This window comes from Tabrizicola sp. T74 (assembly GCF_057219935.1).
Genome location: NZ_JBXVVT010000002.1, coordinates 232578 through 246512, shown reverse-complemented (window position 1 = coordinate 246512; position 13935 = coordinate 232578). Strand labels below are relative to the sequence as shown.

The 13935-nt window shown below is 66.9% G+C and carries 13 protein-coding genes; 7 read left to right on the top strand and 6 right to left on the bottom strand.

Features of this window, described 5'->3' with window-relative positions; translation table 11 throughout:
• Nucleotides 1-10 precede the first annotated feature (10 nt).
• The 6 genes from AC2EAL_RS07875 to AC2EAL_RS07850 are packed head-to-tail and all read right to left on the bottom strand — an operon-like array spanning nucleotide 11 to nucleotide 6731.
• Nucleotides 11-2104 carry an oxidoreductase gene (locus tag AC2EAL_RS07875; protein WP_484723642.1) on the bottom strand — a complete coding sequence of 698 codons (2094 nt, stop codon included), beginning with the start codon at nucleotides 2102-2104 and terminating at the stop codon, nucleotides 11-13.
• A gap of 2 nt (nucleotides 2105-2106) precedes the next feature.
• Nucleotides 2107-2862 carry a nitrilase-related carbon-nitrogen hydrolase gene (locus tag AC2EAL_RS07870; RefSeq protein ID WP_484723641.1) on the bottom strand — a complete coding sequence of 252 codons (756 nt, stop codon included), beginning with the start codon at nucleotides 2860-2862 and terminating at the stop codon, nucleotides 2107-2109.
• A gap of 52 nt (nucleotides 2863-2914) precedes the next feature.
• Nucleotides 2915-3931, bottom strand: coding sequence for an extracellular solute-binding protein (locus tag AC2EAL_RS07865; protein ID WP_484723640.1), 1017 nt, complete (start codon nucleotides 3929-3931; stop codon nucleotides 2915-2917).
• 18 nt (nucleotides 3932-3949) lie between these two features.
• On the bottom strand, nucleotides 3950-4750 hold the full coding sequence (locus AC2EAL_RS07860; RefSeq protein ID WP_484723639.1) for an ABC transporter permease: 801 nt from the start codon (nucleotides 4748-4750) through the stop codon (nucleotides 3950-3952).
• Nucleotides 4747-5673 (bottom strand): ABC transporter permease, encoded by a 927-nt coding sequence (locus tag AC2EAL_RS07855; protein ID WP_484723638.1) that lies wholly within the window; start codon nucleotides 5671-5673, stop codon nucleotides 4747-4749. Before AC2EAL_RS07855 ends, AC2EAL_RS07860 begins: the two co-directional genes overlap by 4 nt.
• Nucleotides 5673-6731: an ABC transporter ATP-binding protein gene (locus AC2EAL_RS07850; protein WP_484723637.1), complete on the bottom strand. Its 1059-nt coding sequence runs from the start codon at nucleotides 6729-6731 to the stop codon at nucleotides 5673-5675. The genes AC2EAL_RS07855 and AC2EAL_RS07850 overlap by 1 nt, the downstream gene beginning before the upstream one ends.
• A 78-nt stretch (nucleotides 6732-6809) precedes the next feature.
• Between AC2EAL_RS07850 and AC2EAL_RS07845 the strand changes: the two genes are divergently transcribed.
• The 7 genes from AC2EAL_RS07845 (at nucleotide 6810) to AC2EAL_RS07815 (ending at nucleotide 13902) form a co-directional block, all read left to right on the top strand.
• Entirely contained in the window at nucleotides 6810-7622 is an 813-nt protein-coding gene (locus AC2EAL_RS07845; protein WP_484723636.1) for a response regulator transcription factor, read from the top strand.
• Nucleotides 7623-7761: 139 nt separating this feature from the next.
• The gene (locus AC2EAL_RS07840) at nucleotides 7762-8451 is read left to right on the top strand and encodes a DUF4129 domain-containing protein (protein ID WP_484723954.1); all 690 of its coding nucleotides are present in this window, start codon (nucleotides 7762-7764) and stop codon (nucleotides 8449-8451) included.
• Nucleotides 8448-9767: a hypothetical protein gene (locus tag AC2EAL_RS07835; protein WP_484723635.1), complete on the top strand. Its 1320-nt coding sequence runs from the start codon at nucleotides 8448-8450 to the stop codon at nucleotides 9765-9767. Before AC2EAL_RS07840 ends, AC2EAL_RS07835 begins: the two co-directional genes overlap by 4 nt.
• Nucleotides 9757-10713, top strand: coding sequence for an AAA family ATPase (locus AC2EAL_RS07830; protein ID WP_484723634.1), 957 nt, complete (start codon nucleotides 9757-9759; stop codon nucleotides 10711-10713). Before AC2EAL_RS07835 ends, AC2EAL_RS07830 begins: the two co-directional genes overlap by 11 nt.
• Nucleotides 10714-10745: 32 nt before the next feature.
• Complete coding sequence (locus tag AC2EAL_RS07825; RefSeq protein ID WP_484723633.1) at nucleotides 10746-11993, top strand: DUF58 domain-containing protein; 1248 nt, start codon at nucleotides 10746-10748, stop codon at nucleotides 11991-11993.
• A complete protein-coding gene (locus AC2EAL_RS07820) occupies nucleotides 11993-12991 on the top strand; it encodes a stage II sporulation protein M (protein ID WP_484723632.1) in 999 nt (332 codons plus the stop codon). Before AC2EAL_RS07825 ends, AC2EAL_RS07820 begins: the two co-directional genes overlap by 1 nt.
• Nucleotides 12988-13902 (top strand): RDD family protein, encoded by a 915-nt coding sequence (locus tag AC2EAL_RS07815; RefSeq protein ID WP_484723631.1) that lies wholly within the window; start codon nucleotides 12988-12990, stop codon nucleotides 13900-13902. The genes AC2EAL_RS07820 and AC2EAL_RS07815 overlap by 4 nt, the downstream gene beginning before the upstream one ends.
• Nucleotides 13903-13935 lie beyond the last annotated feature (33 nt).

Here is a 13935-nt window from a genome sequence, read left to right as displayed (position 1 = left end):
TCGGGTCCTTTCAGGCGGGCAGACGGGAGGGGAGGGGTTCCAGCGCCGCGACTTCCCGGCGGAAGGCGGGGGTGTCGCCGCGGTCGTCGGGGGTGTCGATCTCCTCGGCAAAGCGGCGGCCGGCGTAGGTGGCCCAGGCGATGGGTCCGGGGGCGGCGGCGTCGCCGATCAGCTTGACGGAGCGGATGCCAGAGGCCTCCCACGCTGCCTGCCGGGTGCGGAGGTCGTGGTAAAGCGCGTCGTTGGGCGTGCGGGAGGTGACCATGACGACGGCATCGGCGGGCAGGCTTTCGGTGCGTCCGGTCCAGGTGCAGGCCAGCGTGACCTCTCCCGGGCCGATGGTTTCGGGGGCCTTGTTGACGATGACGTTGACCCCGATCTCCAGCATCCGGCGCATGATGATGCCCTGTTCCAGCGTGTTCTTCGCCCATTCGGCGATCTTTGTCGCGGGGCAGACGAGATCGACCGTGCAGCCGCGCGCGACCAGAAGCTCGGCCAGAACCGACCCCATGTAGAAATGATCGTCGTCATAAAGCATGACGCGGCCCCCGGTCGGCCCCGCGCCCGCCATCAGGTCGTCGGGGGTGAAGACGGGCATGGCGGGGTCGGTCGGGATCGGGTGCAGGTAAAGCCGCGCCACGGCATCGCGCCGCCAGGTAGCGCCGGTGGCAATGGCGACGTGTTCGGCGCCCATGGCAAGGATGTCATCGGCGGTCAGGCGGCTGTCGCGGTAGACGTCGAGGTTGGTCAAGGGCGCGATCTGGCCGGTGCGGTAGTCGGCGACGCGGCCCCAGGCGGAAAGGCCGGGGAGGAGGCGTTCCTTGGCCACGCGGCCCCCCAGCACGGTGGTCGCCTCGGCGAGCGTCACCTGATAGCCGCGGCGGGCGGATTGCAGGGCGGCCTCCAGCCCGGTGGGGCCTGCGCCGACGATCAACACGCTGGTCGACGGGCCCTTGGGGCGCGGTCGCTCGGGGTGCCAGCCCTTGCGCCATTCCTCCATGAAGGCGGTGTTCTGGGTGCAGCGGCTGATGCCGCCGGTCATGTCGCCGGTGACGCAGATGTTGCAGCCGATACATTCGCGGATGTCCTCGATCCGGCCTTCTTCGATCTTCAAGGGCAGGAAGGGGTCGGCGATCGAGGGCCGGGCCGCGCCGATGAAGTCGAGGATGCCGGAGCGGATCTGGCGGACCATCGCATCGGCGCTGGTGAAGCGGCCGACACCGACCACGGGGCGCGAGGTGAGTGCCTTGATGCCGCGGACGAGATCCTCTTGCGCAGCTTCGGCCTTGAAGCGCGAGGTGCCGCTGCAGGCCTCCCACGTCCCGTGGGCGAGGTCCCAGAGGTCGGGGAGGTCGCCATGCATTTCGACGAAATCGCGCACCTCGGCGTTGGAAAAGCCGTAGGGGCCGTCTTCGTGCAGGCTCATCCGGTAGGTGATGGCCAGTTCGCCCTTGGTCTCTTCCCGCGCCTCGTCGATCACTTCGCGCAGGAAGCGGGCGCGGTTTTCGAGGGAGCCGCCGTATTCGTCGGTCCGGTGGTTGGTGGCGCGCGACAGGAAGTGCTGGAAGATGCCGAAGCCATGCGCGCCGTAGAGGCAGATCAGGTCGAAGCCCGCAGTCTGGGCGCGGCGGAAGGCGTGGCGGAACCAGCGGCGGAGGTCGCGGATGTCTTCCTTATCAAGGGTCCGGGCCTGCACCGGGTCGGAGGTGAAGGTCAGGATCGGGCCGCCGGTCACGGCAAGCGGCACGTCGCGGGAATAGAGGTTCGGGCCGTTGATGCCGGAATAGGCCAGCTGGATGCCTGCAAGCGCGCCGTGGGATTTCATCGCCTCGGCCATCTTTGCGAGGGCGGGGATGTCCTTGTCCTCCCACAGGTGCTGCTCGATGAAGGGGGTGATTTCGGACGAGGGGTGGATTTCGGTCTGTTCGGTGAAGACCACGCCCCAGCCGCCCTCGGCCTTGGTGCGGCGCATCTCGGCCACGGCGGAGGGGTCACGGTAGCCGCCGCCGTTGCAGTGCGGGACTTGGTAGAAGCGGTTCTTCGCGGTCTTTGGCCCGATCTGGACGGGGTCGAACAGGATGTCATAGCGGGGGTCGCGGGGCATGGTCAGAGGGTCCGTAGGTCTTGGGCCTGGGTGGTGATCCGGGTGGGATCGACCGCGGGGATGTCGGCGATGAGGAGGGCGGGGTGGGTGCCGGCCTGGGCCAGCACTTCGCCATGGGGGCCGGCGATCAGGCTGCCGCCGACATAGGTCAGGTCGCCCTCTGTGCCGCAGAAGTTGGCATAGGCGATGGCAAGGCCGTGGTTCGCAGCCATCGCCGGGACGGTGTGCTGCACGACATGGGTGAAGGGCATCATGTTGGCGGTGGGGACCAGGATCGCCTGCACCCCTTGGGCGGCAAGCGCGGCGATGTGGGGGGCGAATTCGACGTCGTAGCAGATGAGGAGCGCGAGCTTGCGGCCCCCAAGGGTGAAGGTCGCGTAGCGGTCGCCGGGGCGGTAGATCGCCTTTTCCCGGGGGCCGTAGAGCTGGATCTTGCGGTAATGGGCGAGGTCCTGACCATCGGGGCCGATGCAGAGCGCGGCGTTGTGGACCGCGCCGTCGGCGGATTCGGCATAGCCGAGGACGAGGGCGGTTGTCGCCTGGCGGGCGGCTTGGCGCAGGCGGTCCAGCGCCGGGGCGTCGTTCGTCAATGCCAGGCTTGCCACGTCGGGGTGGTTGTAGCCGGGCAGGAAAACCTCGGGCACGACAAGGGCGGTTGCACCGGCGGCTGACGCGGCGGTGAGGGCTTGTTCGACGGTGGAACAGGCAACAGCAAGGTCACCCCCGGGAGAGGGAGCCTGGAGGACGGCGAGGCGCATCGGGTCACCTTTGGCTGGTGCGCCCCGCCCCTGGGGGCAGGGCGCTGGGGCTTTACTTCTTCAGGTTGGTCCAGATCGCGTCATACAGCGCCTGGGTTTCGGCATCACAGGCGACGATGAATTCGCCCTTCTGCCCGGCGGGCGGGTTGTTTTCCGGCGAGTCCTTGATCGCGGCATCGAGGAAGTCCGTCGCGCCGGTCACGCCCGGGCTGTAGGCGGCATAGTTGGTCACCGCTGCGGCGTTCTGCGGATCAAGCAGGAAGTTCATGAACTTGATCGCGTTGTCGCGGTTCGGCGCGTCCTTCAAGAGGACCACGTTGTCCATCCAGACCACGTAGCCTTCCTTGGGGAAGGCGTATTCGACATTCGCGCCCTCGGCCCGGGCCTTGGCGGAGAAGCCGTTGTAGATCATGCCCGCTGCTGCATCGCCCGAGACCAGCACGTCCTTGGCGATGTCTGACCCGAACGAGGCCCAGCTTTCCTTGGCCGTCAGGAGCATGTCGTTCAGCGCCTTCAGCTGTTCCCGGTCGGTCGTGCACTGCGGGATGCCGAGGTAGAGCGAGCCGAGCGCCAGAACCTCGCCCTGGCTGTCGAGGACGTTGATCTTGCCCTTCAGTTCGTCCGGCGGGTTGAAGATGATGCCAAGGCTGCCAATGTCGCCCTGGTAGACGTCGCGGTTCACCGAGAAGGCGGTCGAGCCCCACTGGTAGGGGATGGAATGCTTGCGGCCCGGGTCGAAGGGGACGTCGAGCCACTGCGGATCGATGTTGGCGAAGTTCGGCATTTCCTCGGGCGCGAATTCGCCCAGGATGCCCTCGCCGCGCATGATTTCCACCATGTAGTCGCCGGGGACGGCCACGTCGTACTGGCCAAGCTTGCCGGCCTTGAGGGAGGCCAGCATCGCCTCGTTGCTGTCGTAGGTGTCGATGGTGACGGTGATCCCGGTCTCGGCGGTGAACTTGTCGACCAGTTCCTGCGGGATGTATTCGAACCAGTGGTAGACCTTCAGCTCGCCCTCGGCAAAGGCCGGGGTGGCGAGAAGGGTGGTCAGTGCGAGCAGTCGTTTCATGCGGTTGTCTCCCTGTGCTTATCGGGCCGGGCGGCCCCTGCGGTTGATGAGGTAACTTAGGCTGACGAAGAGGACCGAGACGGCCAGCATCATGGTCGAGATCGCCATGATGTTGGGTTTGATCCCCTGCTTGACGGACCCGAAGATCGCGGTCGGCAGAGTTTCCATCCCGGCGCCCTTGACGAAGTTGGTGATGATGAAGTCGTCGAGGCTGATGATGAAGGCGAGAAGGAAGCCCGACAGGATGCCGGGGCCAAGAAGCGGCAAAAGGATCAGGCGGAAGGCCTGCCAGGGGCTGGCGTAAAGGTCGCGGGCGGCCTGTTCGTAGTAACCCTCGATCCCTGACAGACGGGCGGCGATCGGCAGGTAGGCGAAGGGGATGCAGAAGGTGATGTGGGCGATCAGGATGGTCAGGTAGCCCGTGGTCAGGCCGATGGTGGTGAAGAAGATCAGCGTAGCCACGGCGATGACGATTTCCGGCACAAGTAGCGGCAGGTTGATCAGTGCGTAGCTGGCGGTCTTGCCGCGAAACCGGCCGCTGCGGATCATTGCGAGTGCGGCGGCGGTAGCGATGCCGGTGGAAGCGGTCGCGGCGATGATGGCGATGGTGAGCGAGTTCCAGGCGGCCTGGCCGAAGCGGGTGGCCTCGGGGCCGGTGAAGACATCGGCGTACCAGCGCAAGGAAAAGCCGCCCCAGGTGGTGATCGAGGTGGAGCCGTTGAAGGAATAGACGGCGACCACCGTGAGCGGCAGGTACAGGACCAGCAGGCACACGAGCGTGATGGCCATAAAGCCCGGGTAATGGCGGACGCCCATCATCGCTCAGCCCTCGCCGCCGCGCGGGCCTGGAAAAGAAGGACGATCAGGACGAGGGTCATCAGGATGACCGAGACGGCGGCCCCGAACGGCCAGTTGCCCTGGCTGCCGCGGAACTGTTCGTCGATCAGCGAGCCGATCATGAAGGTTTTCGCTCCGCCCAGCAGGTCGGGTGCAAGGAAGGCGCCAAGGGCGGGGACGAAGACCAGGATGCAGCCTGCGACGATGCCGGGGCGGACGACGGGGAGGACGACCTCGAACAGGGTGCGCCAGCGGTTCGCGCCGAGGTCGGCGGCGGCCTCGGACAGGGCGAAGTTGTAGCGCTCGACCGCGGCATAGATCGGCAGGACCATGAAGGGCAGGTAGCTGTAGAACAGCCCGATCTGCACGGCGAGGTTGGTGTTCAGGACCTCCAGCGGTTCTGAGATCACGCCAAGGCCAATCAGCGCGTCGTTCATCGGCCCCTGGTCGCGCAGGATGAAGCGGAGCGAGACGGTGCGGATCAGGAGGTTGACCCAGTAGGGGATGGTGATGAGAAAGAGCCAGATCGGGCGGGACGACTCGGGCCGTGTCGCAATGAACCATGCGGTGGGGAAGCCGATGAGGAGGCAGAGGAGCGTTGCCAGTCCGGCCTGCCAGATCGAGCGCCAGAAGATCGAGATGTAGGTCCATTCGATCTGGGCGGGCTCGTCGCCGAAGAGGCCACGGGTGACGAAGAACTGGTCGTAGGCGGCGAGGGTGAAATCCCATTCGACCCCGCCGCGGAACTCCTTGGTCAGGAAGGAATAGACGACCATGAGAAGGACGGGGAGCAGGAGGAAGACCCCGATGACGGCCCAGGTCGGCGCGAGGAGGGGTTTGCGCAGGCGCGCGTAGGTGGCGTCGCTGCCGCCTGCCGTTCCAGGGGTGGGGGCGGCGCCGGCCATCAGTCGGCCAGAAGGCGCGCGGCGCCTTCCTCAAGCTTCAGGCCGATCTTGGTGCCCGCTTCGGGCAGGGCCACGCGGGCGGCGTTCTGCAGGCGCAGGGAAAACGGCGCGCCGCCGTCCAGCCGGGTGATGAGATGCAGGTCGGTGCCAAGGTAGATCACCCGTTCAACCGTGGCCTGCAGGTCTGCCGCTTCGCTGCTGATCGTCACCCGCTCCGGGCGGACTGACAGGGCATGTCGCCCGCCGCTGTTCGTTGCCGCAGCGCAGGTGAGGCGGTGGCCGCCCGGCAGAGTTACGGTGGCGCGGCCATCGGCGACACTCACCACCTCGACCTCGATCAGGTTGGTCTCGCCGATGAAGTCGGCGACGAAGCGGTTGACCGGGGCCTCGTAGATCTCGCGCGGGGTGCCGATCTGCTGGACCTGGCCTGCCGACATCACCGCGATCCGGTCGGACATGGCCAGGGCTTCCTCCTGGTCGTGGGTGACGAAGATGAAGGTGATGCCGGTTTCTTCCTGCAGGGCCTTCAGTTCGACCCGCATCGCCTGGCGGAGCTTGAGGTCCAGCGCGGAGAGCGGTTCGTCGAGGAGGAGGACCTTGGGCTGCGGCGCCAGCGCCCGGGCAAGCGCCACGCGCTGCTGCTGGCCGCCGGACAGCTGCGCGGGCTTGCGGTCGGCGAAGCCGGAAAGGTGGACAAGGTCCAGCATCTTCCCCGCCCGCGTCGTGCGTTCGGCCAGGGGGATGCCTTTCATCTTCAAGCCGAAGGCTACGTTTTCCAGCACGGTCAGGTGCGGAAACAGGGCGTATTGCTGGAAGACCGTGTTGACCGGGCGCTTTTCCGGAGGCAGGGACGCGATCCTTTCGCCGAAGAGGAGGATCTCCCCCTCGGTCACATCCTCGAATCCGGCGAGCATCCGCAGCAGCGTGGTCTTGCCGCAGCCGGAGGGGCCGAGAAGGGTGAAGAACTCGTTATCCGCGATATCCATCGACACGCCATGGAGCGCGGTCACGGTCCCGTAGCGCTTCACCGCCTGGCGGATCGAGATCGCCGTTTGCATGGATGGTATACCCCCCGATTCGCAGATAAAGGGTATGATGGGCCGTTTCGGGTTGTATATACCCCCGCAGAGGTATCGATGCGCGCAGAAGCCGATCTGGTCGAAAGCTGCCTGGCAGCTGCCATCCGTGCGAACGGAACGCCTGATTTTCCGGCAGCCTTGTTCGCTTATCTGGTCGCGGCGACCGAGGCGGACAATCTGGTGATCCTGGCCTTTCCCAAGGGCAATGCGCCGCGGGTCCTGTTTCGCAAGGCATCGGACCCGCGCGTCTTCGCGCAGATCGAGACGACCTATGTCGACGGGGCCTATCTGCTGGACCCGCTGTACGAGCTGCAGCTGTCGGGGGCGCCGCCCGGGGCCTACCGGCTGCTGGAGGTCGCGCCAGATGCATTTCACCGCAGCCGGTATTTCCAGGAATACTACCAGCAGACGACCATACAGGACGAGGTCGGCTTTCTCTTGTACCCGCGCCCCGGCGTCGGGCTGACGCTGTGCATTGCCCGGGACGCGACCTCGGGTCGGGGCTTTTCCGCCCGCGCGTTGGAGACCTGTCGGCGGATTGCGCCGATCGTGGTCGCTTTGGCGGAACGGCACTGGCCCGACATCGCGGCCCCGGCACCGGAAGGCCCGGATGCCCTGGCCCGGATGAAGGCGGCACTTGAGCGGGACCGGGGGATCGTGCTGTCCGCCCGGCAAAGCGAAGTCGCGCTGTTGATCCTGCGCGGGCATTCCACCGCGTCGATTGCCCAGCGGCTGGGGTTGTCGCCGCTGACGGTCAAGGTGTTCCGCCGCCAGATCTATGAGCGCTGCGGGATATCGTCCCAGGCCGAGCTGTTTGCCCTGCTGATCCCACATCTGGAGGTTGGAAAAGCGGCCTCGTCGGGGGCCTGACTGCCCAGGGGAGAGGCATCGGCCTGATGGAAACGCTGTGTCGCTGTCGGGCGAGTGATCGGATCGCATAGGTTGATTGCGGGCTTGCCGGGGTTCGGCTAACCCTAGTGGCATGTGGCCGTTTCGTCTTGCTTTCCTTGTGTTGTGCCTTGCTCTTTCCCCCCTTGCGGCCGGGGCGCAGGAGGTCACGGCTCAGCCACTGGAAATCGGGCCATCGGGCGAGGCTTATCTGAAATCGCTGGGCTATCGCCGGATCGAGACGGACGTCGGCTATTTCGACCCGACCGGGGCGCTGCCGGAACTGGACACGCAGCAGGAACCGGCCAAGCCCAAGGCCGTGGCTGGCGACGATGCGGAGATTCCCGCGCCGACGCGGACCATGATGCTGGTTCTGGCCGCGGCGATCCTGATCGGGATCCTGTTGGCCTTCGTGAAATTCGGCGGCGGGCTGACCCTTTCGCTGGAAGGCGATGTGCAGAACCCGGCCCGGGCGCGCCGTGGGCGGGGGTCGCCGAACCTGGCCGAGACGGGGCCGCCTGCCGATCTGCATGCGATCCTGACGACCTCGGACCGCAGGCGCGCGCTGGTTATGCTGGTGCAGGCCGCCTTGGCAAAGACCATTGCGGCGAATGGGGTGCTTTTGCAGTCCAGCTGGACGATGCGCGACACGCTGCGGCACATCCCCAAGGGCCAGGCGCATCTGGAGGGGCTGCGGAGCCTGGTCATGGCGGCGGAGCGTGTGCTGTTCGGCAACCGTGAGGTCACCGAGGAGGAGTTCCAGGCCCATGTCGAGGCCGTGCGGCCGCTGATCGCGGGGCGGCCGGCATGAGTGACGCCAGCATCCAGCGCGCCTCGCCGATCCGGACCGACCTGCTGATCGTGGGCCTGGTCGCCGTCGTGGTGCTGGCCGGGCTCATGTATCTGTTGTCGCAGCGCCAGCAGGAACTGCGCCAGTCGCCGGTCGGCTATGACGGGTTGCAGGTGTGGCTCGCCTCGGAAGGGGTCAGCGCGCAGAACTTTACCGGGGGCTGGCTACTGGACCCGGCCAGCATCGGGCTTCTGGTGCTGCCCGTCTTCGACACGGTCCCGGACCGCGATCTTGAGCCGCCGCTGGACAAGATGCAGCTTCTGTTCCAGCAGGACGAATCCGACCTGGACTGGCAGCCCCTGCGCGAGAAGATCGAGACCCTGCCCGCGCTGATCGTGCTGCCGAAATGGCGCAGTGGCATGCGGCTGACCGGGATCGCCCATCCGGCGCTGTTGGTCGAGGAGGCTCGGCTGAATGCGTTCCTGCGGTCGCTGACCGGAGAAAACGGGATGCGCCTGACCCGGATCCCCCGCGTCTTCACCAGCCTGTCCTATCGGTCGGACACGGGCGGCGAGCTGAGGTCCGAGCTTTATGCCGCGCAGCTGTTTGACTCGACGGGGTGCGATCCGATCATTGGGCGGGGGGCGGAGACGCTCTTGGCCTCGTGTCCGGTGGCGGGGTCGGACGGGACGGTGCTGATCCTGTCGGACCCCGATCTGCTGAACAACCACGGGCTGCGGTTGGGCGAGAATGCCTTGATCGCGCGTGAGGTCCTGACCTCGGCAGCGGGTGAGGGGAGCCTGGTCATCGACTACAGCCGCGAGAACTGGCTGGCCTCGACCGAGGAGCCCATCGCGCGCGAGCGGACCTGGTCGGACCTGTTGCGGTTCTTCCAGCCGCCGTTCCTGGCGCTGTGGCTGGGCGCAGGGCTGGCGCTGGCGCTGGTCTTGTGGCGGTCGTTCCGGCGGGCCGGGCCGGTACTGCTTGGGCCGGAGCCGCGCGCGCGGGTGACGCAAGGCGGCAAGCTCTTGGCGATCCGGGCGCGGGCGCGGCTGATGCGGCTGACCGGGCAGGACGGCGCGATATTGGCCGACTATGCCGCAGCGCGGGTTGCGGCGACGGCAGCGCGGCTGGTGGGGCCGGGGCATGCCCGTCAGATCGGCGAGGAGCAGGCCTTCCTGCGCTATCTGGGCCGCCGTCGCCCAGACCTTGCCAAGCGGCTGGACGAAGTGCTGGAGCGGATCAAGGCGGTTCCCGCCCGCATTCCTGCCTCGGTCGCAATCCATCATGTCGAAGACCTGGAACAGATCCTGGAGTTGATAGCGAATGACCCTTGAGACCCTTCGTGACCGTGCCGACGCGCTGCGCGCCGAGATCGGGCGCACCGTGCTTGGCCAGGAAGAGGCTGTGGACCTGTTGCTGGTCGCCCTGTTCGCCCGGGGGCATATCCTTCTGGAAGGCCCGCCCGGCACGGCGAAAACGCTGCTTGCCCGCAGCTTTGCCGCCGCGCTGGCGCTGGACTTCGGGCGGGTTCAGTTCACGCCGGACCTGATGCCGGGCGATATCCTCGGGACCTCGATCTTCAATTTCCAGACCAACGCCTTTGTCCTGACCAAGGGGCCGGTGTTCAGCCAGGTGCTGCTGGCCGACGAGATCAACCGCGCCCCGCCGAAGACCCAAGCCGCGCTGTTGCAGGCGATGAACGAGCGGACGGTCAGCATCGACGGGACGGACCACACGCTGGGCTCGGACTTCATCGTCATCGCCACGCAGAACCCCATCGAGCAGCAGGGCACCTATCCCTTGCCCGAGGCGCAGCTGGACCGGTTCCTGTTCAAGATCGAGATCGACTTCCCGCCCGAGGACGTGGAAATGGCGATCCTGAAGGCGCATGCCGCCAAGCCCATTGAGGCGGGGCTGGAGACGGCGGGGTTTGCGAAGGTGCTAGACGCAGCAGCCTTGGCCGAAAGCCGGGCGCTGATCGACGGGATCATCCTGAAGGACGACATCCTGGCCTATATCTTGCGGCTGATCCGGGCGACGCGGACGAACCCGGAGATCTCGCATGGCGCCTCGACCCGCGCGGCGGACGCCGTGGCGCGGGCGGCCCGGGTGCTGGCAGCGCTCAGCGGGCGCGACTTTGCGATCCCGGATGACGTGAAGCGGCTGTTCATCCCGGCGCTGCGCCACCGGATCGTGCTGGGCCCCACCGCCGAGATCGAGGGCCGGGACGCCGAGCAGGTCCTGCAGAACATCCTGAACCAGATCGAGGCCCCGCGCTGATCCGTCCATCCGCCAGATTGCTGAAGGCTGCCGTGGCCGCGCTCTTGGCCTCGGTCGCGGCCGGGCTTTGGGGCGGGGCGCTGCGCGATCTTGCGCTGGCGCCCTGGATCTTCCTGACCGTGCTGGCGCTGGGGGATGTGGTGCTGTCGCTGCCGCGGCGGAAGGCGGTGTCGGTGCAGCTTGCGCCGGAAATCTTCCTGGGGGAAAGCGCCGACCTGGTCCTGACGATCTCGCCCGCGCCCGACCGATTGGTGGCCCGGTTCGACTGGCCCGATGGGCTGAGCGGCCCGGCGGAGTGCCGATTCAACGGCGATGTGGCCACGGTGTCCTGCCGGGCGGTGCGGCGCGGGGTCTGGCGGCTGACGCGGTTGTGGCTGGTCTGGCCGTCGCGCCTGGGGCTGTTCGAGTTCACGCCGCGCCCGGCCATCGAGGTAGAGACCCGGGTGGTGCCGAACATCCGGCCGATCCAGTCGGGCGAGATCACCACCACGGTGATGTCCACGCTCTATGGCTCCAAAGAAAACCGGGCGATTGGCGAGGGGTCCGAATTCCACCAGCTGCGCGATTTCGTGCGGGGGATGGATGTGAAGACCATCGACTGGAAGCGGTCGGCCCGGAAGCGGTCGCTGGTCGCGCGCGAGCTGCAGGCCGAGCGCAACCACCATGTCATCCTGGCCTTCGACACCGGCTATCTGATGCGGGAAGAGGTGATGGGCCTGCCGAAGATCGACCATGCCACCACGGCGGCGCTGGCCACGGCCTGGGCGGCGGCGGTGGGCGGCGATCTGGTCGGCTATTTCGCCTATGATGCGCGGCCCACCACGTTTATCGCCCCGCGGCCGGGCCGGCAGGCCTTTGCCCGGCTGCGCAGCTGGACGGCGGACCTGGACCCGGTCGGGCGCGAGACGAACCACACGCTGGCCCTGACCGATCTGAACGCCCGCACCCCGAAGCGCAGCCTGATCATCATCTTCACCGATTTCATCGACACCACCTCGGCCGAACTGATGATCGAGAACATCGGCATCCTGTCGCGGCGCCACCTGGTGGTTTTTGTCACGATCCGCGACCCCGACCTTGAGGCGGTTGTCGATCAGGGGCCCGAGGACCTGGACGGTGTGGTGACGCTGGTCGCGGCGAACCAGTGGGTGCAGGACCGCCGCCGCGTGCTGGAGCGGCTGGTGCGGCTGGGGGTGACAGTGGTCGATGCGAAACCCAACACGGTGACGGCCCGGCTGGTGTCGACCTACCTCGATATCAAGGCGCGGGACCTGATCTGATGGCCGAGACGCTTACCCTTCGCTCTGCCCGGTTCCGCGCCGAACGCGAGGCGGACTGGCGGCTGCTGGAAAGTCTTGTCGCGCAGGCCGAACGCCGGGGGTTGCACCGGATGGACTATGCCGCCGCGCGTGACCTGGCGGCGAGCTATCGGCGGGCGACGACGTCCTTGGCGATTGCGCGAGAAATCTCGTTGGACCGGGCGCTTCTGGAGTATCTGGAGGCGCTGACCGCGCGGGCCTATCTGTGCGTCTATGCCCCGCAGGAACGGCTGGGCGGGCTGGTGAGCCGGTTCTTCGCCAAATCCGCCCCGCAGGCGCTGCGGCGGTCGTGGCTTTTCATCCTGATCGGTTTCCTGTGCATGGGGCTGGGGGCGCTGACCGGCTTTGTCCTCTATCTGGAAAACCCGTCCTGGTACTTTGTCTTCCTGCCGCCGGAACTGGCCGGGGGCCGCAGTCCGGATGCGACCACGGCCTATCTGCGGTCGGTGATCTATTCCGATGACCCCGACACCACCGGCCTTGGGGCCTTTGCGACGTTCCTGTTCTCGCACAACACGCGGATCGCGATCTTCATCTTCGGGTTGGGGGTGTTTGTCTGCCTGCCGGCGATTGCGCTGACCTTCTACAACGGCCTTGGGATCGGCGCGTTCATGGCGTTGCATGTTGACCGGGGCCTCGGCTGGGACCTGGGTGGGTGGCTGTCGATCCATGGCGTGACCGAGCTTGCGGCGATCTGCATCGCCTGTGGTGGGGGCGTGCAGCTGGGGGCGGCGGTCCTGTTCCCGGGCGGCGTGACCCGGCGTGAGGCGCTGCGAAGCGCGGGCCGTGATGCGGTGAAGCTGGCGCTGGTCGCGGCGGTCATGCTGGTGGTGGCGGCGATCCTGGAGGGGTTCTTTCGCCAGACGGTGCAGGACATGACCACCCGCTATGCCATTGGCTGGGGGATCGGCCTTCTGTGGCTGGCCTGGGCGGTCTTTGCTGGGCGGGGCCGGGCATGAGGTTCTTCCGCCGCAAGAAACCGCGTCCGTCGCCGGATACCATCCTGTCGCCGGAAGGTGTGCCGCTGACGCTGAAGGTCGCGGGGATCGGCGTGCGCATGTCCGCCCAGCTGGCCGACATTCTGCTGACCCTCGCGGGGGCCGTGGCGATCCTGATCCTGCTGGGCCTTCTGCAGCTGACCGAGCCGCACACGCTGTTCGCCATCGGAGCGATGCTGTTCTTCCTGACGCGCGTGCCCTACTACGTCGTGACCGAGCTGATCTGGAACGGCCAGACGCTGGGCAAGCGGCTGATGAAGATCAAGGTCATCAGCCACGACGGCGGCACGCTGTCCACCCATGCCATCGTCCTGCGCAACCTGCTGAAAGAGGCCGAGATCTTCCTGCCGGGCACGCTGGTGCTGGCGCTGGACGTGGCCTCGCCCGTCGTGTCGCTGATCGCGCTGGCCTGGGTGGTCATGGCCTTCCTGATCCCGCTGATGAACCCCTACCGGCAGCGGCTGGGCGACCTGCTGGCCGGGACGCATGTGATCCACCTGCCGCAGCCGGTGTTGCTGAAGGACCTGGCGCAAGAGACGGTTCCGGTCGAGACCGACGGCACGCGGATCGTCTTCCTGTCGCACCAGCTGGACCATTACGGCGCGTTCGAACTGCAGACGCTGGAGGGTATCCTGCGCGCCGATACCGGGCGGATGTCGCCCACGGCCTATGACAACCACCGCAAGACCCTGGCCACCGTCATCGAGAAGATCCGCCGCAAGATCGGCTATGCCGACCCGGTGGACCCTGCCGATCATGCGGCCTTCCTGCAGGCCTTCTACACCGCACAGCGCGCGCATCTGGAACAGCGCCAACTGTTCGGCGACCGCCGCGCCGACAAGCATCATGCCGAGACCGATACCCAGGCGTGAACATTTTGCCACAATTGCAAGGCACGGTTGCGA